The sequence below is a fragment of the Flavobacterium psychraquaticum genome (assembly GCF_034497725.1).
In the GTDB taxonomy this organism is placed as follows: domain Bacteria; phylum Bacteroidota; class Bacteroidia; order Flavobacteriales; family Flavobacteriaceae; genus Flavobacterium; species Flavobacterium psychraquaticum.
Genome location: NZ_JAXKVR010000030.1, coordinates 689,472 through 712,148 on the forward strand (window position 1 = coordinate 689,472; position 22,677 = coordinate 712,148).

General features: G+C 32.7%; 25 protein-coding genes and 1 tRNA gene. 12 read left to right on the forward strand and 14 right to left on the reverse strand.

Features of this window, described 5'->3' with window-relative positions:
* Window positions 1–47: 47 nt before the first annotated feature.
* Together T1L09_RS12865 and T1L09_RS12870 are read right to left on the reverse strand one after the other, a co-directional pair.
* Window positions 48–1,055: a hypothetical protein gene (locus tag T1L09_RS12865; protein ID WP_322551372.1), complete on the reverse strand. Its 1,008-nt coding sequence runs from the start codon at window positions 1,053–1,055 to the stop codon at window positions 48–50.
* A 24-nt stretch (window positions 1,056–1,079) separates the two neighbouring features.
* Window positions 1,080–1,664, reverse strand: coding sequence for a hypothetical protein (locus tag T1L09_RS12870; protein WP_322551373.1), 585 nt, complete (start codon window positions 1,662–1,664; stop codon window positions 1,080–1,082).
* Window positions 1,665–1,856: 192 nt separating this feature from the next.
* Between T1L09_RS12870 and T1L09_RS12875 the strand changes: the two genes are divergently transcribed.
* From T1L09_RS12875 to T1L09_RS12925, 11 genes are all read left to right on the forward strand, one after another.
* Entirely contained in the window at window positions 1,857–2,438 is a 582-nt protein-coding gene (locus tag T1L09_RS12875; protein WP_322551374.1) for an RNA polymerase sigma factor, read from the forward strand.
* 4 nt (window positions 2,439–2,442) lie between these two features.
* A complete protein-coding gene (locus T1L09_RS12880; RefSeq protein ID WP_322551375.1) occupies window positions 2,443–3,168 on the forward strand; it encodes a tetratricopeptide repeat protein in 726 nt (241 codons plus the stop codon).
* A 36-nt stretch (window positions 3,169–3,204) separates the two neighbouring features.
* Window positions 3,205–3,972: a TatD family hydrolase gene (locus tag T1L09_RS12885; RefSeq protein ID WP_322551376.1), complete on the forward strand. Its 768-nt coding sequence runs from the start codon at window positions 3,205–3,207 to the stop codon at window positions 3,970–3,972.
* A gap of 62 nt (window positions 3,973–4,034) precedes the next feature.
* Window positions 4,035–5,171 carry a 1-acyl-sn-glycerol-3-phosphate acyltransferase gene (locus T1L09_RS12890; protein WP_322551377.1) on the forward strand — a complete coding sequence of 379 codons (1,137 nt, stop codon included), beginning with the start codon at window positions 4,035–4,037 and terminating at the stop codon, window positions 5,169–5,171.
* Window positions 5,161–6,189 carry an asparaginase gene (locus T1L09_RS12895; protein ID WP_322551378.1) on the forward strand — a complete coding sequence of 343 codons (1,029 nt, stop codon included), beginning with the start codon at window positions 5,161–5,163 and terminating at the stop codon, window positions 6,187–6,189. Before T1L09_RS12890 ends, T1L09_RS12895 begins: the two co-directional genes overlap by 11 nt.
* 75 nt (window positions 6,190–6,264) lie before the next feature.
* A tRNA-Ser gene (locus T1L09_RS12900) sits at window positions 6,265–6,352 on the forward strand.
* Window positions 6,353–6,433: 81 nt separating this feature from the next.
* Window positions 6,434–7,228 (forward strand): MotA/TolQ/ExbB proton channel family protein, encoded by a 795-nt coding sequence (locus T1L09_RS12905; RefSeq protein ID WP_322551379.1) that lies wholly within the window; start codon window positions 6,434–6,436, stop codon window positions 7,226–7,228.
* 20 nt (window positions 7,229–7,248) lie between these two features.
* The gene (locus T1L09_RS12910) at window positions 7,249–7,680 is read left to right on the forward strand and encodes a hypothetical protein (protein ID WP_322551380.1); all 432 of its coding nucleotides are present in this window, start codon (window positions 7,249–7,251) and stop codon (window positions 7,678–7,680) included.
* Between the two features lie 3 nt (window positions 7,681–7,683).
* Entirely contained in the window at window positions 7,684–8,301 is a 618-nt protein-coding gene (locus T1L09_RS12915) for an ExbD/TolR family protein (protein ID WP_322551381.1), read from the forward strand.
* Window positions 8,302–8,315: 14 nt separating this feature from the next.
* Window positions 8,316–8,789, forward strand: coding sequence for an ExbD/TolR family protein (locus T1L09_RS12920; RefSeq protein WP_322551382.1), 474 nt, complete (start codon window positions 8,316–8,318; stop codon window positions 8,787–8,789).
* A 73-nt stretch (window positions 8,790–8,862) separates the two neighbouring features.
* A complete protein-coding gene (locus T1L09_RS12925) occupies window positions 8,863–9,519 on the forward strand; it encodes a porin family protein (protein ID WP_322551383.1) in 657 nt (218 codons plus the stop codon).
* On the opposite strand, the gene T1L09_RS12930 is transcribed toward T1L09_RS12925, so the two are convergent.
* From T1L09_RS12930 to T1L09_RS12965, 8 genes are all read right to left on the reverse strand, one after another.
* Window positions 9,514–10,125, reverse strand: a complete 612-nt coding sequence (locus T1L09_RS12930) for a hypothetical protein (RefSeq protein WP_322551384.1) — start codon at window positions 10,123–10,125, stop codon at window positions 9,514–9,516. The genes T1L09_RS12925 and T1L09_RS12930 overlap by 6 nt on opposite strands.
* 6 nt (window positions 10,126–10,131) lie before the next feature.
* Window positions 10,132–11,595 carry an RNA polymerase factor sigma-54 gene (gene rpoN / locus T1L09_RS12935; protein WP_322551385.1) on the reverse strand — a complete coding sequence of 488 codons (1,464 nt, stop codon included), beginning with the start codon at window positions 11,593–11,595 and terminating at the stop codon, window positions 10,132–10,134.
* A gap of 87 nt (window positions 11,596–11,682) precedes the next feature.
* On the reverse strand, window positions 11,683–13,116 hold the full coding sequence (gene asnS / locus T1L09_RS12940) for an asparagine--tRNA ligase (RefSeq protein ID WP_322551386.1): 1,434 nt from the start codon (window positions 13,114–13,116) through the stop codon (window positions 11,683–11,685).
* A gap of 30 nt (window positions 13,117–13,146) precedes the next feature.
* Window positions 13,147–15,558, reverse strand: a complete 2,412-nt coding sequence (locus tag T1L09_RS12945; RefSeq protein ID WP_322551387.1) for an efflux RND transporter permease subunit — start codon at window positions 15,556–15,558, stop codon at window positions 13,147–13,149.
* Between the two features lie 75 nt (window positions 15,559–15,633).
* Complete coding sequence (locus T1L09_RS12950; protein WP_322551388.1) at window positions 15,634–18,117, reverse strand: DUF5686 family protein; 2,484 nt, start codon at window positions 18,115–18,117, stop codon at window positions 15,634–15,636.
* A 67-nt stretch (window positions 18,118–18,184) separates the two neighbouring features.
* Window positions 18,185–18,748 carry a ribosome recycling factor gene (frr, locus tag T1L09_RS12955; RefSeq protein WP_322551389.1) on the reverse strand — a complete coding sequence of 188 codons (564 nt, stop codon included), beginning with the start codon at window positions 18,746–18,748 and terminating at the stop codon, window positions 18,185–18,187.
* A gap of 25 nt (window positions 18,749–18,773) precedes the next feature.
* Window positions 18,774–19,481 carry a UMP kinase gene (gene pyrH, locus T1L09_RS12960; protein WP_322551390.1) on the reverse strand — a complete coding sequence of 236 codons (708 nt, stop codon included), beginning with the start codon at window positions 19,479–19,481 and terminating at the stop codon, window positions 18,774–18,776.
* A 107-nt stretch (window positions 19,482–19,588) separates the two neighbouring features.
* A complete protein-coding gene (locus tag T1L09_RS12965; RefSeq protein ID WP_422718583.1) occupies window positions 19,589–20,374 on the reverse strand; it encodes a patatin-like phospholipase family protein in 786 nt (261 codons plus the stop codon).
* A gap of 64 nt (window positions 20,375–20,438) precedes the next feature.
* On the opposite strand from T1L09_RS12965, the gene T1L09_RS12970 reads away from it, so the two are divergent.
* Window positions 20,439–21,044, forward strand: a complete 606-nt coding sequence (locus tag T1L09_RS12970) for a thioredoxin family protein (protein ID WP_322551392.1) — start codon at window positions 20,439–20,441, stop codon at window positions 21,042–21,044.
* Here the strand turns inward: T1L09_RS12970 and T1L09_RS12975 are convergent.
* The 4 genes from T1L09_RS12975 to T1L09_RS12990 are packed head-to-tail and all read right to left on the reverse strand — an operon-like array spanning window position 21,036 to window position 22,667.
* A complete protein-coding gene (locus tag T1L09_RS12975) occupies window positions 21,036–21,650 on the reverse strand; it encodes a YiiX/YebB-like N1pC/P60 family cysteine hydrolase (RefSeq protein WP_322551393.1) in 615 nt (204 codons plus the stop codon). The genes T1L09_RS12970 and T1L09_RS12975 overlap by 9 nt on opposite strands.
* Before the next feature lies 1 nt (window position 21,651).
* Window positions 21,652–22,188, reverse strand: a complete 537-nt coding sequence (locus tag T1L09_RS12980; RefSeq protein ID WP_322551394.1) for a hypothetical protein — start codon at window positions 22,186–22,188, stop codon at window positions 21,652–21,654.
* A gap of 3 nt (window positions 22,189–22,191) precedes the next feature.
* Complete coding sequence (locus tag T1L09_RS12985) at window positions 22,192–22,527, reverse strand: type II toxin-antitoxin system RelE/ParE family toxin (RefSeq protein ID WP_322551395.1); 336 nt, start codon at window positions 22,525–22,527, stop codon at window positions 22,192–22,194.
* Window positions 22,503–22,667: a hypothetical protein gene (locus tag T1L09_RS12990; protein ID WP_322551396.1), complete on the reverse strand. Its 165-nt coding sequence runs from the start codon at window positions 22,665–22,667 to the stop codon at window positions 22,503–22,505. Before T1L09_RS12990 ends, T1L09_RS12985 begins: the two co-directional genes overlap by 25 nt.
* Between the last annotated feature and the right edge of the window lie 10 nt (window positions 22,668–22,677).

Consider the following 22,677-nt stretch of genomic DNA (forward strand, 5'->3'; position numbering starts at 1 on the left):
GTGATGAACAAATCATCACTTTTTCAGTAAATATAATCATAGCAATTTTATGGTAATGCATTTATAGCAGCTGTTATTTGAGCTTCTGATCCTACAATCGTTTCCGACATAGTAAAACTGTAAACTGCATTGTCTGAAATAGTAACCGATTTTATTGCATAACGCCATTGTCCATTTTCTTCACTTGCAAAAATGATATGACAAGCTAATCCAACAGGAATTTGTCCATAGTGCTCAGTGAATAATTCTGTAGCTTCATCATATCTATCTAATTTTGCTAGTGCATTTCCTTCGCCATCATAATGTAAATAAACTGCACTGTTTTCATAATTATAACCTGCAGGAACACCTGCTAAAATTTGAGTTTTTGGTCCTGTATGGTTTGAGAATCTATCTACATTAGTCCAACCAAAACTATTAAAAAATGCATAATAAATAGGGGTAATACCTACTCCTTCTAAAAACACTCCGTTTTGACCAGCTGTGTTACCGTCTTGTTCTTCCCAAATTAAATCACCTGCGGCATTAATTGTCCCGTCCCATAAAATCATACTTGGATCTGGAGCAGTTAAATTAGCAGGAATTCTTAAATTCATACCACAACCTAAAGTCAATTGTTGTCCGTTTTGAGTCGCATTGATGTAAAATGCACCTCCGGAAATAAGCATCGCCATGTCACCATTTGGTAATGCTCCCATCGTGGTTTTGTTGGTTACTAACATTTCTCCGCCATCAAAAATTTCAACATATTCAATATCAAGTAATCCCGTAACTGGATTTCCGTTTAAGGTAAGGCAATTAGCATTGATGTCAATTTCAACACCTTTTTCAGAAGTTAAAGTTGTTGTGCCATTCGCAGCATCGATTTGAAAGTTTTGAGTAAGATTGTCTAGTGCAATTTGTCGTATCGCATTAAACTCTTGTGCTGTAGGTGGTGTGTTTGCAGCATCATTGTCATCATTTGAGTCGCAACTCATAAAAGTAAGTGTCAAAGCAAATAGCATTGCAAATAATGGTTTTGCTACATAAAGTTTTTTTAATTGAATCGTTTTCATAATTTCTAAAATTTAGTTTTTTTATTAATTTAATTTAAAGCCTACACCTATTAATGGAACACCAAAGTCTTGTGCCGGACCGCCTGTGCCATAAAAATTTGAACTTATAATAGTAGCATTTGGATTAATAGCTATTGGAAATGGAATAGGGTTAGAGTTTACATAGATATCTCCAATAGTTTCATTTAAAGAAGTGTATCCTGTTGAAATTGTTCTTCTTACTACGACTGTATCACCGGTGTTTACTACTAAAGGGATTGTGAAAGATTGGTATTGAAGTGCCGCTTGTGAAAAACTAAAAGTCTGTGTTGTTGTAACATTCGTTGTTAAATTTTCGACCTCCATTTCGTATGTTCCTGTGTATGTAGATGGATTTCTATAACCAATACTGCAAATTTCTCCAGAAGCATTGATAACCATTGTGTACTCGTGAGTTAGTAAATCCATAGTTTCATTAAGCGTGTACCCATTTGCGGTTGTAAAGACAGTTGAATTGGCGATACTTAAATAAGTGTCATCGCAAACATTGTTTGTTGGATTATTGTCATTGTCACAACTTGTAAAAGAAGCAATGATTAAACATAATAGGAAGGATTTTAAAGTTTTCATAATTTTCATTTTTAAAGTTTATACTAAGAGATCAATTGAACTATTCAATTGTTACCCTCTTTTTTCATTTATTTTATAAACGCTTTGTTTGTTGAACGTTTACACCTTTATATAAACAGAAGTCTAAATTTGTTACCCCGTAAAACAATTGTTTTTTTAATTCTTTCTATATTAGCTGATAAATAAGGCAAAATGACAATTAAAATAATACATCAAGATCAAATTTATATTGAAGGACTTGCGAATAACAATTCGGAAGTCATTGCACGTATTTATAAAAAATTTGCTCCTAAGGTTACCTATTATATAAAGATGAATTCTGGAAGTGACGACGAAGCACAAGATGTAATTCAAGAAGTTTTAATTGCAATGTACAATCAGGCCAAAACCAAAGGATTGGAATTAACTTGTCCATTTGATGCTTATTTCTTTTTACTGTGTAAAAGAAGATGGCTTAATGAATTAAAAAAATCTTCTAATAAGGAGGTAACATTTGCCGATGAAAATGTATCTACAGACAAAGACGTTGAAAAATTAGCCATCGAAACCGAAGAGCAAGACGAAAGACAATCCTTATTTGATGAAATGTTTCAAAAACTGGGAGAAAAATGTCAGGAAGTACTCAAGCTTAGTTTTGTAACAAAAACAATGGAAGAAGTGGCGAGTAAAATGAAAGTTACTTATGCTTATGTGCGAAAGAAAAAATCCTTATGCACCGGGCAATTAACCCAAATGATTCAAGAGTCTAATCGATACCAATCTCTAAAAAAATAAAGTGATGCAAGAAGAATTATACATAGGTTTTGAAAATTATCTTCTTAACGAAATGACTGCTGAAGAAAAATCTGTTTTTGAAAATAAACTTCAAAAGGATGATAATTTTAGTGAACAATTTCAAATTTATAAAGAAACTACTCAATTTTTAGAATTGAAATTTTCTAAAGAAGCCGTCGACTTTAAACAAAATTTAGTGAAAATTGGATCAAATCACTTTGGAAAGACAACAACCCGATCATCAAAAGTAATTCCATTGCAGTCTAAATGGTTTGCTGTGGCTGCAATGTTGGTTGTGTTTATGGGCGTTTGGTATTTCAACCAATCCGGAAATCCTACTTTTTCAGATTACAACGATTATAACGAAGCACACTTTATTGAAAGAAGTGACACGAATCAAAACTTGGTCGATGCACAAACGTTTTTTAATGCAAAAAACTATAAAAAAGCAGCGCAATCATTCGCTAAGATTGAAGATTTAACGAATCCTGAATTGCAATTGTATTATGGTATTAGTTTGATTGAAACGGATGATTATGCAAAAGCTTCGGTATTATTAACCAATATTAGTCAAGGAAATTCAGTCTATAAAGAAGACGCAATTTGGTATTTGGCGTTATCTTCATTGAAACAAAAGGATTATAAAACGTGTAAAAAGCAATTGGAACTAATTTCTCAAGATTCGGAAAAATACAATCAAGCACAAAATCTTCTAAAGGAATTGGATTAAATTGTACTTTTGCACTTCGCAATTGCTACAATAACAATGATACTTACCGACACGCATACCCATTTATATTCAGAAGAATTTCAAGAAGACCGCAACGAAATGATGCAAAGAGCTATCGATGCTGGCGTTTCGCGTTTTTTCGTACCTTCAATCGATTCCAGTTATACCGATAAGATGTATGATTTGGAAGCAAATTATCCCGAAAATATCTTTTTAATGATGGGATTGCATCCTACTTATGTCAAAGAAAATTATTTAGAGGAATTAGCACACGTAGAAAAACAGCTGGATTCGAAGAAATTTTATGCTGTTGGTGAAATTGGAATTGATTTATTTTGGGATAAAACCTTTCTGAAGGAACAACAACACGCTTTTCAACACCAAATCCAATTGGCTAAAAAACACAATTTAGCAATCAATATTCATTGTCGCGATGCTTTTGACGAAGTTTTTGAGGTTTTAGAAAGCGAAAAGGCAACTGATTTGTTCGGAATATTTCATTGTTTTACGGGTGATTTGGGTCAAGCCCAAAGAGCGATTTCGTTAGGAATGAAATTAGGAATTGGTGGAGTAGCAACATTTAAAAACGGAAAAATTGATCAATTTCTAAATGAGATCGATTTGCAACACATTGTACTTGAGACAGATTCGCCTTATTTAGCTCCAGTTCCAAACCGAGGAAAACGAAATGAAAGCAGCTATACACTTTTAGTAGCGCAAAAAATAGCTGAAATTTACCAACTTCCCATCGAAGAAATAGCAAGGATAACCACTGAAAATTCAAAACAAATTTTCGGAATTTAATCCTAATATGAAAGGACAAGTCATAAAAATTTTGTTCTTTTGTAGATTGTTTTACTATTATTATGACTAAATTCGATGCTATTCGTCCGTATTATGATTCTGAGGTTAACGAAGTCTTAAGAGCTTCGTTAAATCATCCCATGATGAAAGCCATAATGGAATTCACATTTCCAGAAGTTGAAGAAGAGGTTTGGAAAGCACAATTGAGTAAAGTAAACTCAATTAGAGAATTCCAAGTTAACTGTGTATATCAATCCTTACAACGCATTCTTGAAAGAAGTTCGGAAGGTTTGACTACTTCAGGTTTTGAAAAATTAGCCCCAAATACCTCATATTTATACATTTCCAATCACCGCGATATCATTTTAGATACTTCGCTGCTCAATGTTGCACTGTATGATCACGGTTTGGTGATGACGGCTTCTGCAATTGGTGATAATTTAGTTCAGAAAGATTTTTTATTAAAATTATCTAAGTTAAATAGAAACTTTCTAGTTCAAAGAGGCTTATCGCCAAGAGAATTATTACAAAGTTCTAAATTAATGTCGGAATACATTTATCATTTATTGGCTGAAGAAAATCGTTCGGTTTGGATTGCCCAAAGAGAAGGAAGAACTAAAGATGGTAATGATGCCACACATCCGGGTGTTTTGAAAATGCTAGGAATGGCTTCTGACGAAAAAAGAGGAATGGACTTTTTTAAGAAATTAAAAATTGTTCCTGTTTCTATTTCTTATGAATATGACCCTACCGATGCTTTGAAAATGCCACAATTGATGGCACATTCAAAAGATGAGGTATATATTAAGGAGAAGAATGAAGATTTTATTACCTTGATGAGCGGGATTATTGGTCAGAAAAAAGGCATTCATATTCATATTGGTGATGTTTTAGATAGTGAGTATGATCAAATCATAGCAGAAACTGATAATAACAACAAGCAAATTCAAGCTTTGGCTCAAGTAATTGATGATTCTATTTTGCAATCCTATAAATTATGGCCAACAAACTTTATTGCTTACGACATTCTATATAAAACAACTCGATTTACTCATTTATATGATGAAAAAGAGCGTCAAATTTTCGAAAGAAGATTAGAAATGCGAATTGATGTGGATAATGAAACCATGCGAGAAGGATTTTTAGCAATGTATGCAAATCCTGTGGTGAATAAATTGAAATATACAAATGACCTCTAAAGCAAATATATTACTAATCTATACTGGTGGAACGATCGGTATGGTGAAGGATTTTAAAACAGGTGCTTTAATTGCATTTGATTTTAAAGAATTGCTAGATAGAATTCCTGAGTTACATCTGCTAGAATGCTCCATAGAAACGTATTCTTTTGAAAAACCGATCGATTCATCTAACATGAATATTTCCGATTGGCAAAAAATGGCACACATAATAGAAGAAAATTACAATAATTTTGATGGTTTTGTTGTGCTGCACGGTTCAGATACGATGTCATATAGCGCATCTGCCTTGAGTTTTATGTTGGAAAACTTGGCTAAGCCAGTCATATTTACAGGATCTCAATTACCAATTGGAGATTTAAGAACCGATGCAAAGGAGAATTTAATTACGGCTATTCAAATCGCTTCTTTGCAGAAAAACAAGAAACCCGTTATACAAGAGGTAGGTTTGTATTTTGAATATCGATTGTATAGAGGGAATAGAACTACAAAAATAAGTGCCGAACATTTTAATGCTTTTACTTCGCCAAATTTTCCAGAATTAGCAGAATCAGGAGTGCATTTAAAAGTGAATTCAGATTTGTTATGGCAAAAAAAAACAGCTAAAAAATTAGAGGTTCATACTGAATTTGATGATAATGTTGTAGTTTTGAAATTATTTCCAGGTATTAATCAACATATTTTTAATACTTTTTTTACGATACCGAATTTAAAGGGAATTATTTTAGAAACTTATGGTTCTGGAAATGCGCCTACAGAAAAATGGTTTGTAGCTATTATTGAAAAGGCAATAAAAAAAAATATTCACGTTATTAACGTAACGCAATGTAGTGGGGGAAGTGTGGCGATGGGCAATTATGAGACAAGTACGCAGCTTAAAAGCATTGGTGTAATCTCTGGGAAAGACATCACAACAGAAGCTGCAATTACCAAATTAATGTATCTTTTGGGACAAAAAGTAGCGCCAAATGTGTTCAAAATGATTTTTGAAACAGCTATTAGAGGTGAATTGACATAAAAATAACATATTTAATTTTCATACGTGATATTTTTTACGTTATTTAGCACCCTTAAAATCGAGTGTTATTTCGATAGAGAGGTGGCCGAGCGGTCGAAGGCGCACGCCTGGAAAGCGTGTATACTTCAAAAGAGTATCGAGGGTTCGAATCCCTTCCTCTCTGCTGATTAATAATTAATTTTAAGAATTTTATAAATATTTTATACCTTTACCCATTAACTAATTAAATTTAAGAACAAAAGCGATGAAAAGATTATTTTCTATTTTAGCAATCACTGGGCTTATGACTTTTGGAAGTGTTCAAGCTCAAGATTCAACAGCAACAGCTCCTACGGAACAAGTTGAAGAAGTAACTGCAACAGACGAAGCAGTAGCAATTTCAACAGATGAAGCAGTAGCAGAAGAGGTTACATTTACTCAATCAATGAAAAAACGTTTTATTGAAGGGGGTCCTGCATTTATGGGGATTGTATTATTGTGTTTAATTTTAGGTTTAGCAATTGCTATCGAAAGAATCATTTACTTAAACTTATCTACTACTAATACTAAAAAATTAGTTAATGATGTAGAATCAGCTTTAAACTCAGGTGGCGTAAATGCTGCTAAAGAAGTAGCTAGAAACACTACAGGACCAGTTGCATCTATCTTTTACCAAGGTTTAGACAGATACTCTCACGGTTTAGAATCAGCTGAAAAATCAGTTGTAGCTTACGGTGGAGTTCAAATGGGACAATTAGAGAAAAACGTTTCTTGGATTTCATTATTTATCGCTTTGGCACCGATGTTAGGTTTCATGGGAACGGTAATTGGTATGATTGAAGCGTTTGACCAAATTCAATCTGCAGGTTCTATGGAGCCGTCTTTAGTAGCAGGTGGTATTAAAGTAGCTTTATTAACTACTGTATTTGGACTTATTGTTGCTATTATCTTACAAATTTTCTATAATTACATTACGGCTAAGATTGACTCAATCGTGAATGATATGGAAGATGCATCAATTAGCTTGATTGATATCTTGTCTGATTACAGTAAAAAATAATTTTAAAATATATAACAGTTATGAATTTACACAAAGTGACTAAAATAGCAGCTGTTATTGTCGCAATACTTAGTGTGGTATTCCTTGGAGCTTTAATGGCTACAAGTAATATCGAAGAAAAAGACAACAGTTGGATTAATCCTCTTATATACTTAGCTTATGTAATTCTAGCAGCTTGTGTAGCAGTAGTTTTATTATTTGTATTTAAGAATTTATTCTCAAACAAAGAAAATTTAAAGAAATCCCTAATCATGATTTGTGCATTCGTAGGTTTGCTAGTTATTTCATATGTTATTGCTGATGGAACTGAAATTAAATCAGTTACAAATGAAATAATATCGACTGAAAGCACATCGAAATGGGTAGGAACTGGAATACTATTAACTGCAATTCTATCAGCTATTGCTATTGGTAGCGTAGTGTGGGGAATGTTTCGTAATATTAAAAAATAAATTATGGCTAGAAAAGGAAGAGGTGCCCCTCCAGAAGTGAACGCCGGTTCAATGGCAGATATTGCTTTCCTACTTTTGATTTTCTTCTTGGTTACTACAACTATTGGAGTGGACCAAGGGATCAATAGACTCTTGCCACGTTATGAACCAAACCCAGTTGTTCCAGACATTAATGAAAGAAACATTTTAACGGTTTTAGTAAATAAAGACAATCAATTGTTAGTAAATAATAAATTAGTTGATCTTAAAGATTTACGTCAAACCGCTATCGAATTTATCGAGAACAACGGTAAGGGAACTTGTTCTTATTGTGTGGGTAAGAAAGATGCAACATCATCAGACAGTCCACAAGATGCAGTTATTTCATTAAACAATGACGGACAAACTTCTTACGAAACTTATATAGCAGTACAAAACGAATTAGTAGGTGCTTATAATTTCTTAAGAGACAGAGAAAGTAAAAAACGTTATGGTATTACGTTTGCAGAGTTGGATTACCTATATAATGATCCAGCATCAAAAGCTAAAGAAGGATTAATAGAAGATTTGAAACCAAAAGTGGAAAAAATTCAAGAATTAATTCCATTGAGACTTTCAGAAGCAGAACCGAAAAAGAATTAATAAAGTAATAAACTATGTCTAAATTTAGAAAGAAAAAATCAGGAGATTTACCTGCTATTTCAACGGCTTCACTGCCAGATATCGTATTTATGCTTTTGTTTTTCTTTATGACGGCTACTACTATGAAGGATAGTGATTTGAAAATCGAAAATACGTTACCAAAAGCAAATCAAACGGCTAAGTTGCATAAAAAACAATACGTTATGTATATTTATGCAGGAAAACCAAATGCAAGATATCGAGCAACATTAGGAAGTACAGACCGTATTCAATTATCGGACAAAATGGCTTCTGCTGCAGATATTAGAAATTTTATCATTTCAGAAAGAGCACAAAGAAATTCAGAAGATGAAAAGTATTTAACGGCTTCGTTGAAAATTGATAAAAATGTAAAAATGGGTCTTGTTGGCGCAATTAAATTAGAATTGCGTAAAATTGATCAATTAAAAGTGAATTATACTACAGCTCAAGGTGATCCTTTAAACTAGTAGTTTACACATAAAACTAAAAAAGGTACGCAATAGCGTGCCTTTTTTTATTACTTTTATAAAAAATTAGCAAATGCGTTTTCCAGCTCTCTTTTTTATCTTATTTAGTACTTTTGGATTCTCACAATCTAATGTGAAAGTAGTGGATTCTTTATTTCGAGAAGACCAAATGTACTTTTCTATTTCCTATAATTTCCTTCAAAATAAACCCGATAATTTTAGTCAGTACTCTTTTTCTGCGGGACTTACCACTGGGTTATTAAGAGATTTTCCAATTTCTAAAAATAGACATTGGTCGATTGCGCCAGGAATTGGTTATTCGTACAGTGATTTAAAACAAAATATAGATTTTTTATCAGTTTCACCTTCTGCTAGTGATGTAATTGTTAGAAGTAGGTTAACACTGCATTACTTAGAACTTCCATTAGAAATTAGATGGCGAAACGCTACACCAGAAAGTCATAAATTTTGGCGTATTCATACTGGATTTAAAGTAAGTTATTTAGTAGGTGGAACGTTTAGTTATGAATCAAAAACCATTGGAGATGATCGCTTCAAAGCAAATGAAATTGCTAACAAATTGCAATATGGAGCTTATGTAGCTTTTGGGTTTAATACTTGGAATCCTTATATTTATTATGGTTTTAATCCTATTTTTGATAAAAATAAAACTACACTAGAAAATAATGTCACTTCATTCAATGTTGGACTAAAATTTTATATTCTATAACCAATAGCGATATAAATATACTTGTGGAATTAAGCCGATTAATAAACCAACTATCAATTCAGTATAATTATGAGCTTTCATATACAATCTAGAAGAAGCTACTAAACCTATACATACGATACAAAACGCGAATAAATTGACAAATGGTAATTTATAGTACACGCTTAGTCCATAAGTAAACGCAGTCAATGCAGTAATTCCAATCATATGTAAACTGGCTTTGAATTTTAAAACCACAGATGCTAAGGCTAAAACGCCACTAATTAAACCACCTAAGAAAAAATAATATAACTCAACAGTAACTTCTTTTGATACGCTAAATCTCAGCAAAATTAGTAACATTATCGCTTGTACTGCAATTGGCATTCTACGTTCTTTTAAGGTTGCTTCCGTAAAAGAGGTCACTATGCCGAGTGATCTGAATAAGAAGTAAATCGAAAGCGGTAGAAATAACGTTAATATTGTTACTTGTAGTAAAGTTACGTATATCTGAGATGGATAGAAGAAATTTTTGGTAATTAAAAAATAAAATAAAGCACCATAAAGTGAAACAAATATGGGATGAAATATATAAGAAAAGATCGGTAGTGCTTTTTTTAAGTCCATAATTCACTAGATTTTCTTTCTCAATCGTGCTACTGGAATATCCAATTGTTCTCGATATTTTGCAATAGTTCTTCGGGCAATTGGATAGCCTTTTTCTTTTAAAATTTCAGCCAATTGATCATCTGGCAAAGGTTTTTGTTTGTCTTCTTCCGAAATTACTTGTTGTAAAATATTTTTAATTTCAATGGTAGAAACTTCTTCACCTTGATCATTTGTCATCGATTCACTAAAGAATTCTTTAATCAACTTTGTTCCATAAGGCGTGTCCACATATTTGCTGTTTGCTACACGTGAAACAGTTGAAATATCTAAACCTACCAGATCGGCAATATCTTTCAAAATCATCGGTCGAAGGTTCGTTTCTTCACCATCTAAAAAGTACTCTTCTTGGTAATGCATAATTGCATTCATTGTAACATAGAGCGTTTCTTGACGCTGTTTAATAGCATCAATAAACCATTTGGCTGAATCTAATTTTTGTTTGATAAATTGAACGGCATCTTTCTGAGCATTAGATTTGTCAGAAGTATCTTTATAACTTTGCAACATTTCTTGGTAATCTTTAGAAACGTGCAATTCTGGAGCATTTCTTCCGTTTAACAATAATTCTAGTTCGCCATCTACAATTCTAATCGTAAAATCAGGTACAATATGTTCTACCATTTTCTGATTCCCGTCGAAACTTCCTCCTGGTTTTGGATTTAATTTCTCAATTTCATTGATGGCCTTTTTTAATTCTTGTTGCGTAACTTCAAACTTTTGTAATAATTTGTCGTAATGCTTTTTAGTAAATGCTTCAAACTGATCCGTAATCAATTTCATAGCCAATTCCACTTCTTCAGAAGGGGTTTTGTGCTTTAATTGCAACAATAAACATTCTTGTAAATCTCTTGCGCCAACGCCAACTGGCTCTAATTCTTGAACCAATTCTAAAATGCGTTCAACTGTCGGTTCATCGGTATAAATTCCTTGTGTAAACGCTAAATCATCGACAATATCTTGAACTGTACGTCTGATGTAGCCCATATCGTCAATACTTCCAACTAAAAACTCGGCAATAGTGCGTTCAGAATCATTTAAAATAAACGTATTCAATTGATTGATTAAATCTTGGTGAAAACTTACGGCTGCTGCAATTGGCATTGTTTTGTCTTCATCATCATCGCTATAATTGTTGCTTTGGTATTTATAATCAGGCGTTTCATCGTTACTTAGATATTCATCAATATTGATGTCGCTCGTATCGATTTGGTCGTTGTCATAATCGTCATAATCATCAGTTTCATTTCCATAATCGTCATTGTCATAATCATCTTCGGCTGCACTTTCTTCCAAAGCCGGATTTTCTACTAATTCTTCCTGAAGACGTTGTTCAAAAGCTTGCGTAGGCAATTGAATTAACTTCATCAACTGAATTTGTTGAGGCGATAATTTCTGAGATAATTTGAATTGTAAACTGTGTTTAAGCATTTTTTTTGTTTAAAGTTTGAAGTTTCAGGTTTCAGGTTGCTTAACTAAAACAACCTGAAACCTGAAACTTGAAACAAATATTTTTTTTTAAAACTCTGCGTTTTGTGGTGTTCTTGGAAATGGAATTACATCTCTAATGTTGCTCATTCCGGTTACGAAAAGAACTAATCTTTCGAAACCTAAACCAAACCCTGAGTGCACTGCAGACCCGAATTTTCTGGTATCTAAATACCACCATAATTCTTTTTCATCAATGCCTATTACTTTCATTTTCTCTAAAAGAACATCGTAGCGTTCTTCTCTTTGTGAACCTCCTACGATTTCACCAATTCCGGGAAAAAGAATATCCATTGCAGCAACTGTTTTTTGATCTTCGTTCAAACGCATATAAAATGATTTGATATTTGCAGGATAATCATATACAATTACTGGACATTTAAAATGTTTTTCAACTAAATAGCGTTCGTGTTCACTTTGTAAATCTGCACCCCATTCATTAATAATATAATTGAATTTTTTCTTTTTGTTTGGCGTTGAATCTCTCAAAATATCGATCGCTTCCGTATAAGAAACACGTCTAAAATTGTTTTCTAAAACGAAATTTAACTTATCTAATAAAGCAAGTTCGCTTCGTTCTGCTTGAGGTTTCGTTTTCTCTTCTTCTAAAAGTCTTGCTTCAAGAAATTTCAAATCATCACCACATTTTGCAACGGTATATTTAATTACATGTTGAATAAAATCTTCCGCTAAATCCATATTGTCATGCAAATCATTAAAAGCAACTTCTGGTTCAATCATCCAAAATTCTGCCAAATGACGTGAAGTATTTGAATTTTCTGCGCGAAATGTAGGACCAAATGTATAAATTTGACCTAAAGCCATTGCAAAAGTTTCTCCTTCTAGCTGACCAGAAACTGTAAGATTTGTATGTTTTCCAAAAAAATCTTTTTTATAATCGATGTTTCCTTCTTCATTTTTTGGTAAATTGTCTAAGGGCAATGAAGTTACTTGAAACATTTCACCAGCTCCTTCAGCGTCAGCACCCGTTATAACAGGGGTGTTTACATAAAAGAATCCTTTTTCTTGAAAATATTGATGCACAGCAAATGCTAAGGTAGATCGAACGCGCATAATTGCACCAAAAGCATTTGTACGCACTCGCAAATGAGCGTTTTCACGTAAGAATTCTAACGAGTGTTTCTTGGGCTGCATTGGGAATTTTTCAGGATCACTATCTCCTAAAATAGTGATTTTTGTCACTTGAATTTCAACATTTTGACCCGCACCACGGCTTTCAGACAACATACCAGTAACACAAATAGCTGCGCCTGTTGTAATTCTTTTTAAAATTTCATCCGGTGTGTTTTCAAAATCTACCACACATTGAATGTTATTAATGGTTGATCCATCATTCAATGCAATAAATTGATTGTTTCTAAATGTTCTAACCCAACCTTTAGCGGTTACTTCGTGTAAAGTGTTTGTGCTTTTTAAAAGGTCTATAACTTTTGAGTGCTTCATCTCTTATTATTAATTTATAATGCAAATATACTATTTCTTGTTTGATTTCTCCTCGTCTGAACCTTGTGCTAAAATATCAATCTTAGGTTCAATAAATTCTTCTTTGTTCGCTATTGTTTTTTCTAAGGCAAGTAATAAAGCTGGCAATAAAATTAAGTTGGACAACATTGCGAATAAAAGGGTAGTTGCAACTAATCCTCCTAAAGCTACCGTTCCTCCAAAACTTGAAAGTGTGAATACTGAAAATCCAAAAAACAATACGACCGAAGTGTAAAACATACTAATTCCGGCTTCTTTTAAAGTGCTGTAAACTGCACGTTTTATTTTCCAATTATTCGCTTTTAATTCCTGACGATATTTCGCTAAAAAGTGAATTGTATCATCTACCGAAATTCCGAAGGCAATACTAAACACTAATATGGTTGATGGTTTAATCGGAATTCCAAAATAGCCCATTAAACCCGCGGTCATTATTAAAGGTAATAAGTTTGGAATCAACGAAACGATTATCATTTTGAATGATCGGAACAAATAAGCCATCAATAATGCAATTAAAAGTATAGCAAAAAGTAACGATTGTACTAAATTGCCAATTAAATAATGCGTTCCTTTTTCGAAAACATAAGCTTTTCCGGTTAAAGTAACTTCATAACGTTCTTTTGGGAAAATATGATTGATTTTATCTTGTAAACGCACTTCGATTTTTTCCATTTTATCGGTGCCAATATCGCGCATAAAAGTGGTGATTCTTGCATATCTTCCGGTGCTGTCCACGTAAGTTTTTAGCATGTTTTCATTTCCTTTTTGAACCGAATTTTTGATGTACGATAAAATAAAAGCTTCTTCCTGTTTGGTTGGCAATTCGTAAAAATCAGGATTTCCGTTGTAGAAAGCTTGTTTTGAATATTTCACCACATTTACGATAGAAACGGGTTTTGATAATTCAGGAATTTCCTCAATAGTTTCCTGAAGTTCTTCAATTCGGCTTAATGTTGATGATTTTAAGGCACCTTTCGGTCTTTTTGTATCTACCACAATTTCTAAAGGCATAACACCATCAAATTCTTGTTCGTAGAAAATAATATCCTTGAAAAACGGAGCTTTCTTTGGCATATCTTCAATGATACTTCCTGAAACTTTTATTTTGTTAATGCCAATTACACCAAGTACTAACAACGAAATTACGAATGCAAAAATTGTAACTCTACGGTATCTAATCGTATTTTCTATCCAATTTAAAAACGAAGCCATATAGTTTTTACCTAAATGTGCCAAGTGTTTTTCCTTTGGTAAAGGCAAGTAACTATATGCAATCGGAATGATTATTAGGCACAAGAAAAATAAGAAAACGATGTTTAACGAAGCTACAACTCCGAATTCTTTCAAAAGTTTACTATCCGTAAAAATAAAAGTTCCAAAACCTGCTGCCGTAGTTAAATTAGTCATTAAAGTAGAGTTTCCTACTTTTGATATTACGCGTTGTAATGATTTGGCTTTGTTTCCGTGATTTCTAATTTCACTTTGGTATTTATTAATTAAGAAAATACAATTGGGAATACCAATTACGATAATTAAAGGCGGAATAATTGCCGTTAAAACCGTGATTTCATAATTTAAAAGGCCAAGTGTTCCAAAAGACCACATTACACCAATAATTACAACTGACATTGAGATTAAAGTAGCTCTTACACTTCTAAAAAAGAAGAAAAAGAGCAAGGATGTAATTCCCAATGCGGCACCCACGAATAATCCAATTTCTTCAGTGATACTATTTGCATTAAGCGTCCTAATATAAGGCATTCCCGAAACACGAAGATCTAAATTCGTTTCCTTTTCGAAAGCACTAATTTTCTCAGCACTTAAATATTTCTCAATGAATTCTTTTCTAGCTTTTGTGTTTACTATTTTCTTATCCAAATAAATGGCAAAACGAATTGCACCACTTTCTTTGTTAAAAAGCATTCCTTCATAAAACGGTAAATCGGTAAAAAATTCAGCTTCCTTTTGCTTTAAATAAGCATCTGAAATGCTATCATTATTTAGAAAAGGAACTAATTTGAATTTTTGAGCAATTGTATCTTTGCTCAATATTTTTAGATCTTCAATTGAAAGCGTTAATTCAACCGCTTTATCTTTTCGAATATTTTCAACAAATTTCTCCCAAGCTTTTATGTTTTTTTCAGTAAAGAAATTTTTATCTTTAAAACCAAGCACTATTAAATTTCCTTCTTCACCAAACTTATCTAAAAAAGAATTGTATTGAATATTAACTTCGTGGTCATCAGGTAATAAATTGGCTTCAGTAAAGGTAAAGCGCATATTTTTCCACTGAAAAGCCATAAAAATGGTGAATAGCAAAACCATAATTAATAAGAAAACGCGGTTTCTTAAAATTTTACTTGCTATATAATCCCAAAAACTGGTGTTTAACCACTTTAACATCTCTCAAAATTTAGGGTGCAAAGGTAAGGAAAAATGCTTAATTTATTGACTTTGAGCAAGAGTTTTAAGATAAATTTAAAAGCCTAAATCTAAGAAGTAAGAAACTTTTATTGCAATATTGTCTTCGACTTTTGCAAGTTGATTAGGGCCGTATCTAAAGAACGTAACCAATCCAAATCCTTTAAATAATTTATTAAATTCAACGCCGCTTTCGAAAAACCCGTCTTCCATTGTTTTATAAGTAATTCCTAAATGCTGGTTGTCTTTATTGTTGGATCCAATGGCCATTCTAGTAACAATTGTAATTTCAGGATTAATTTTGTAACCTAATCTAATTTTGTTGAACGTATGTTTTATTTGAAGGGAAGCATATTTATTAGAGAAGAACTCGTTGAAATACATCGTCTCAAAACTATTTTTACCAGCAAAAGTAATACGTTGTAAAATAGCATCTCTATTTAAATTATTTGGGACAATACTGTATAAATGAGTAATTGGGACATCGCCAAAAGCGATTCCTGTTTGTAACAAAACCGAACTTTTTTGGCCTGATAAGTAAGGTAATTCATAATAGGTTTTGAAGTCTATTTTAGAAAACACAAAATCGTTTCCAATTAAATTAGGAAGCGTTTGTGTGAATTGAAGTGAGAATTTTGGATGTCTTTTTTCGTATTCAATTTTACCAATTGGTGTTTGCATGTAATTGCTAAATGGATTCCATTGAAAAGCTAATTGCACCGCTGTAATTGTGTAATCGGTATAAGATTTACCATTGTTCACAAACGTATAATCAAACAAAGGCTGAATTTGATTGTGCGAAATGCCTAAATAAGTGTTCGTTTTTGCTAAAATTTTGCTCTCGAGATAAGCCAAACTCAATTTGTTGTTGTAAAAAGTAGAAATATTAATTGGTCTTGGGTCGTAAATTTTAAATCTTCTTGAATCGGTTACGAAATTTGTTTGTGCAATTTCATAAATATCATCAGAATAGGAAGCTCCAATCCAAGTTTCACTTTGTTTATTTAATAAATAGGAAGGCGTTATCCCAAATTTTATTTCACGGTCTTTAAAACCGTAGGCTCCATAAAAAGCCACTCGGTATTTTTCTGATAATTTGTCGTTTGTGATGCCGCCAAGTCCAACTCTAAATCCTTCAAAGTTGTTATATTTTACGATGCTTCGCAGATCAACATCAATAATACTCACCGGAAAATAACCGTTAAATATTTTTCGTCCTAAGAATACTTTATGCTCAATTTTTTCAGACAATGACAAACTGTCGATTGTTGTGTAGGTTTGTAATTTTCGCTTATCGATTGTGTCCTTTGTGAAGGCGCGCCAGTAGGAATCGGGTTTGTTTAAACTGCTTTCCGGAACTTCGATTTTGACTCTCGGTTTTGTAATTGCTATCGGTTGATTGATTTCAATGTCAAATGGTGTTGATTCAATATGCAAATACGCTTGATCAGTTGCGTTTTTACTTTCCACATTATCTAATGATGAACTGAATTTAATTGTTCCGCCTAAGATTTTTAAATCTTCATAATTATTCCCTTTTAAAACTTTAAAATCTCTCTTTTTTGGAAACCAGATTTGTTCGTCTTTCCGGTAACTGAATGTATAAGTTGCATTGATGTTTACCACACCATAAATACGATAATAGGCTTTTGCAATGGCAAAAGTTTCCGTGTCTATATAAAGCAAACCTCTTAATTTGTTAGAATTTAATTTCTTAGGTTGAAAATAAATTCTGAACGCTTTTCGTCCTTGAATAGAAACCGTATCAATTAATTTATAGGAATATAATTTTCGGCCGTAATTTGAAATAGGATTTTGAACGGGAATTTCAAGAATTTCAAACGGGTTTTCATAAGCGGAGTAGGAAACCAATTTTAAACCTAAATATTCGTACACTGGAGTTTCAAATCCTGCCATTCTGCTGGCTAAAATGGTTTCTTTGTATTGATTATTTGAATGTTGAATTAAATTTACTTTTTCAGTTTGATACAAATGATGTTTTTCTACAACTTTTTTAAATTTATAATTAACAGAATCTAATTTCATAATTGGTTTCCTGAGGAAGCGCTTTTTATAAATTGTGTCAATTTTACTTGAAATACTATCCGGATTGGCAGTAACTTGAAGGTATTCATAATTTTTATATTGAAAACTGGCTAACGCTTTTTCTGGATCGTTGTTTTTTTTGTTTTCAATTACTTTTTTAATGATGTTATTAACCTTGATTTCAGAATATATCTCTGCTTTTTTGTCATTTAAATCCGTAACTAATTTGATAATCAGTACGGTTTTTGAATCCGATACATAGACGGCTTTTTCATAGTAACCTTTATAATTTATTTTTATTGGTAGTTTTGTATCTTTAACTTCTATTAAAAATTTACCTTCCCAATCAGCAATTATAGTATTTTTATTGTAAGAAACAGATGCAAATGCAATTGGAACCGCATTGTCAATATCGATAACTTGTCCTTTAATTTTGGTTTGTCCAAAAAAAGTAGCTGAAATTATAAAACACAAAAAAAGCCCGAAATATTTCATTTGAATGCGTTGGTGATTTACAAAGATATTTAAAATAAAAATCCCGACGGTTAATCGGGACTTAAATTTATACTTTCATTATTTCAGCTTCTTTAACAACTAATATTTCATCCACTTTACGGATGAATGAGTCTGTTAATTTCTGAACATCTTCTTCTGCTTTTTTGCAAATATCTTCTGCAGTTCCGTCCTTTTCTTCTTTTTTAATATCGGTATTAGCATCTTTTCTGTGATTTCTAATTCCAATCTTTGCATCTTCCGCTTCTGATTTTGCTTGTTTCACTAAATCGCGTCTTCTTTCTTCCGTTAAAGCAGGAATATTGATGATAATATTATCTCCGTTATTCATTGGGTTTAACCCTAAATTAGCAATCATAATCGCTTTTTCTATAGGATGCAACATATTTTTCTCCCAAGGCGTCACAGTTAAAGTTCGGGCATCAGCCGCGTTGATATTGGCGATTTGTGATAGAGGAGTTTGCGAACCATAATAATCTACAAAAACACCACCTAACATTTGAGGCGACGCTTTTCCAGCTCTAATGTTTAAAAATTCTTTCTCTAAATGGGCAACAGAATCTACCATAGCTTCTTTTGCACTGTCTAAAATAAAGTTAATTTCTTCTGTCATCTTTATGTTTTTTTACTTCGTACTTTTATATTGTTACCGTTGTTCCGATTGTTTCTCCGTTGCACACTTTTAATAAATTACCGGCCTTATTCATGTCAAAGATAATAATGGGTAATTTGTTTTCTTGACTTAATGTAAAAGCGGTTGTATCCATTACATTTAATCCTTTTGTTAAAACATCTTCAAATGAAATGAAGTCAAATTTAACAGCATCTGCATTTTTTTCAGGGTCGGAAGTATAAACACCATCTACACGAGTTCCTTTTAAAATTACGTCTGCACCAATTTCAACACCTCTCAAAACTGCAGCGGTATCTGTTGTAAAATAGGGATTTCCCGTTCCTGCTCCAAAAATTACAATTCTTCCTTTTTCAAGGTGACGCGTTGCTCTTCTTTTGATATAAGGTTCAGCAATAGCCTCTATTTTTAAAGCAGTTTGTAAACGCGTAAGCATTCCTGCTTCCTCTAAAGCGCCTTGCAAAGCCATTCCGTTAATTACAGTGGCAAGCATTCCCATATAATCACCTTGTACTCTGTCCATTCCATTGCTGGCTCCTGCAACACCTCTAAAGATATTTCCTCCGCCAATTACAATAGCAATTTCTATGCCTGCATCATGAATTTGTTTTATCTCATTAGCGTATTCAGCTAAACGTTGTGGGTCAATTCCATATTGTCGATCGCCCATTAAAGCTTCACCGCTTAATTTAAGAAGAATTCTTTTATATTTCATTCTGATTTATGTTTTATTGAGTTTTACTTTCGCAAGCCCAATTCGATTGTTGTATTGTTTTGTGGTGCAAATATAGTTAATTGCTTTTTTTGAAAAAAAAATTGTTTTCAAGAAATATAATTCAAATTTTGAAAAGAGCTTTTTGCTTCATTATATCCAATTTCAAAAATTAAATCCATCTTTGATTTGTTGGTTTCAAATGTGCTGTAGTTCACCAATTGCTTAGGTTCTATGAGCCAATCGCACATGTTGAATTTCTGAAAATTATGATTCGCATAGAGTAAATCAAAAGCTCTACTTGTTACTGATTTTATAGATTGAATGTCTTTTGCTTCGATGTTTTGAAGCGGACTTACATAAACACCAATCAAATAATCACATTTTCCTTGCAAAAGATCTGTTGGAAAATGATTTAAAATTCCACCATCGCTATATAATTTCTTATCCATTTTATAAGGAGACAGCATTCCTGGAAAAGAAGAAGATGCTAAAATAGCATCTACTAATTTTGTTTCAGGAGTGAAAACCTTCAATTTACCAGTTACTAAATCGGTCGCTGTGATGTAAGCGGGAGTGTTTAATTCGCCCAAAGTAACATCGCCTAAAATGGCTGAAAAATAACTTTTAAAAGAATCAGAATCAATTAATCCGGCTTTTTTAAAGGTAAAATGTTTCCAATGAAAAAAGTAAATGGATTTAAAAAACTCTAAAATTTCTTGTGGTTTTTTACCAAAAGCATAAAGTCCGCCTACAACAGCACCAGCACTTGTTCCTGCAATGCAAGAAGGACTGATGTTTTGTTCTGTTAAAAACTGCAAAGCGCCCGCATGAGCGATTCCTTTTGAACCGCCACCCGACAATACAATTCCAATAGTTTTTGAAGATGTGTTCATTTGTAACATTTCTTACATTTAAAGTTCAAAATTAAGACTAAATTTGTTCATTAAAGTTAATAAAATGAAAAATACAATAGAACAAGCGTTACAAAACAGTTTTTCTTACTCGGAATATAGAAAAACGGTTTCCGATTTTATTGCAGAAGGTAAATCAACAGGCCACGAACAATCTGAAGATTTGTTGAATTATTCCAAATTAAATGAATCAAGATTGAATCGTTTAGAAAAAACCGTTGCAGTAACCGAAGACGTAAAAAATGATTTAGAAAAATTAGATAAAAAATACATTTGGTTGGTTTTAGCAGAAGGTTGGTGTGGCGATGCGGCGCAAATTGTTCCTGTTATTTACAAAATGAGCGAAGTGACGGAAAATGTATCTTTAAAAATTGCTTTACGCGATGATAATGATGCGTTAATGCAACATTTTTTGACGAATGGCGGAAAAGCAATTCCGAAATTATTGATTTTGGACGCGGATTCTTTAGAAGTTTTAGCCGATTGGGGTCCAAGACCAAACGGCGCAAAACAATTGATTATAGACTACAAAGCAGCACACGGAGTTGTTGATGAAACAGCTAAAATTGAATTGCAAAAATGGTATTTACACGATAAAGGTGTAGCTATACAAAATGAGATTATTGCTTTGCACAAACAGGTATTAGTGTAACGTTCCAATAATTTTCAATTTATTAGAAGTGGAAATCCCTCCAGGATTGCAACCAAGTTGTCCTTCAGGGATTTCCATTTTTAGATTTTGGTAATAAGTTTCCCAAACCTTGAAATATTCATTTGATTTTGGCGATTTGAAAGTCATCGGAACTAAGTCAAATAATGGTTTTTTGTACGAATGCAAAAATGCATCATAAATTAATTCGGAACAATAGTATTTTCCGTTGTCGTAAAGATATTCATCGTCATAAGGGACGCCAATTTGTTGCAAAGAAAACGCAATCGCTTCCGGAATATATTTTTGGTATTTACTTTTTAATCTTCCCACAAACATTTCTTCTGAAGTGTACGTTTTAAAGGTTTCGTAAGGGGTCTTTTTTACTTCTTTACCACCGGCTTCAATTACATAAATACTATCATTTTGAATGTAAATCATTCCTAAATGGCTAAAATCTTTACCTTGGTAACCTTCTGTAACTTCATTAATGGCTTCACAAAGTGGTCCGCAATTCATCGATTGAAATAAAATATCACCAGTTTTTAGTTTTACATTTTGGGCAAAGCTAAAAGAAGAAATTAAAAAGAGAATTATAAATTTTTTCATATTAAAAAGTAACTAATGCGATGCCAAGACTTACACTTCCTTGGCTGTTATTATTTAGATCAATGCCATAAGAAACCACTTCAATAAAAAGTTGCAATTCATCGGCTTCTAAATTCAATTTGATTCGCTTGAAAGTTCCTGACAAATCACCTCTTCCTAGAGCAAATGTTTGGCCTAAACCTAAGTCGATTCCTATTCGAGTTTCTTCTCCAATTTTCGGCATAATTCTTAAGTTGGCAAAAACGGGTGCCATTATCAATTTTTCAGATAATTTCATTGCAATTCCACTATTTGCGGATAATCCAAGCCATTTTTTATAATGATAACCATAGCCGAAATTAGCATTCACGCCATCAGGCAAAAACCAACTGTCATTTGTTCTTCCATCAGGATAAACTTCGCCGCGATCTTTATTTCCTTGTAGAGGAACAGAAAGTTCAAATTGAGTAAAATCACCAAAAGGTAAAGGTTTTATCGTTTCTTGTGAAAATCCTGCTAAAGAAATCAGCAAGGTTATAAGAGAAATTATATACTTCATTATTTATACTGTAATCTTTTTAATGGCTTTGATATATTTGGGTGAACGACTTCCGTGAAAAGCTCTTAAAACTTCAATTTTATGGGCTTTGATACGATAAATTATTAAGTAAGATCCTAAAATAATATTGTGATACATCTTGGTTTTAGTTTCCAAATGCCGGCATTCGGGATGAAGTAAGTAATGTGCTTCTAGAGAACGAACACTATTAATGATTTCAAAGTAAAAAATATCAGCTAGTTTTATACCAAAGGTAACTTCTCCATATTCATAAATTGATGGAACATCTTGTTCTTCAAATATTTTTGAGGCAATTACTTCTTTCTTTTCAATCTCCATTCTTCCATACGCTTAAATGAATCTTCAATGGAACTGAACTCACCTTCTTCCGCTTCTTTTATTAAACAAGCAAAATCCTCTTCAGACATTGGTTTGCCTGGAGTTGCAAGGTTTTTAGATTTTTTATGATCCGTTTTCATTGGATTTTAA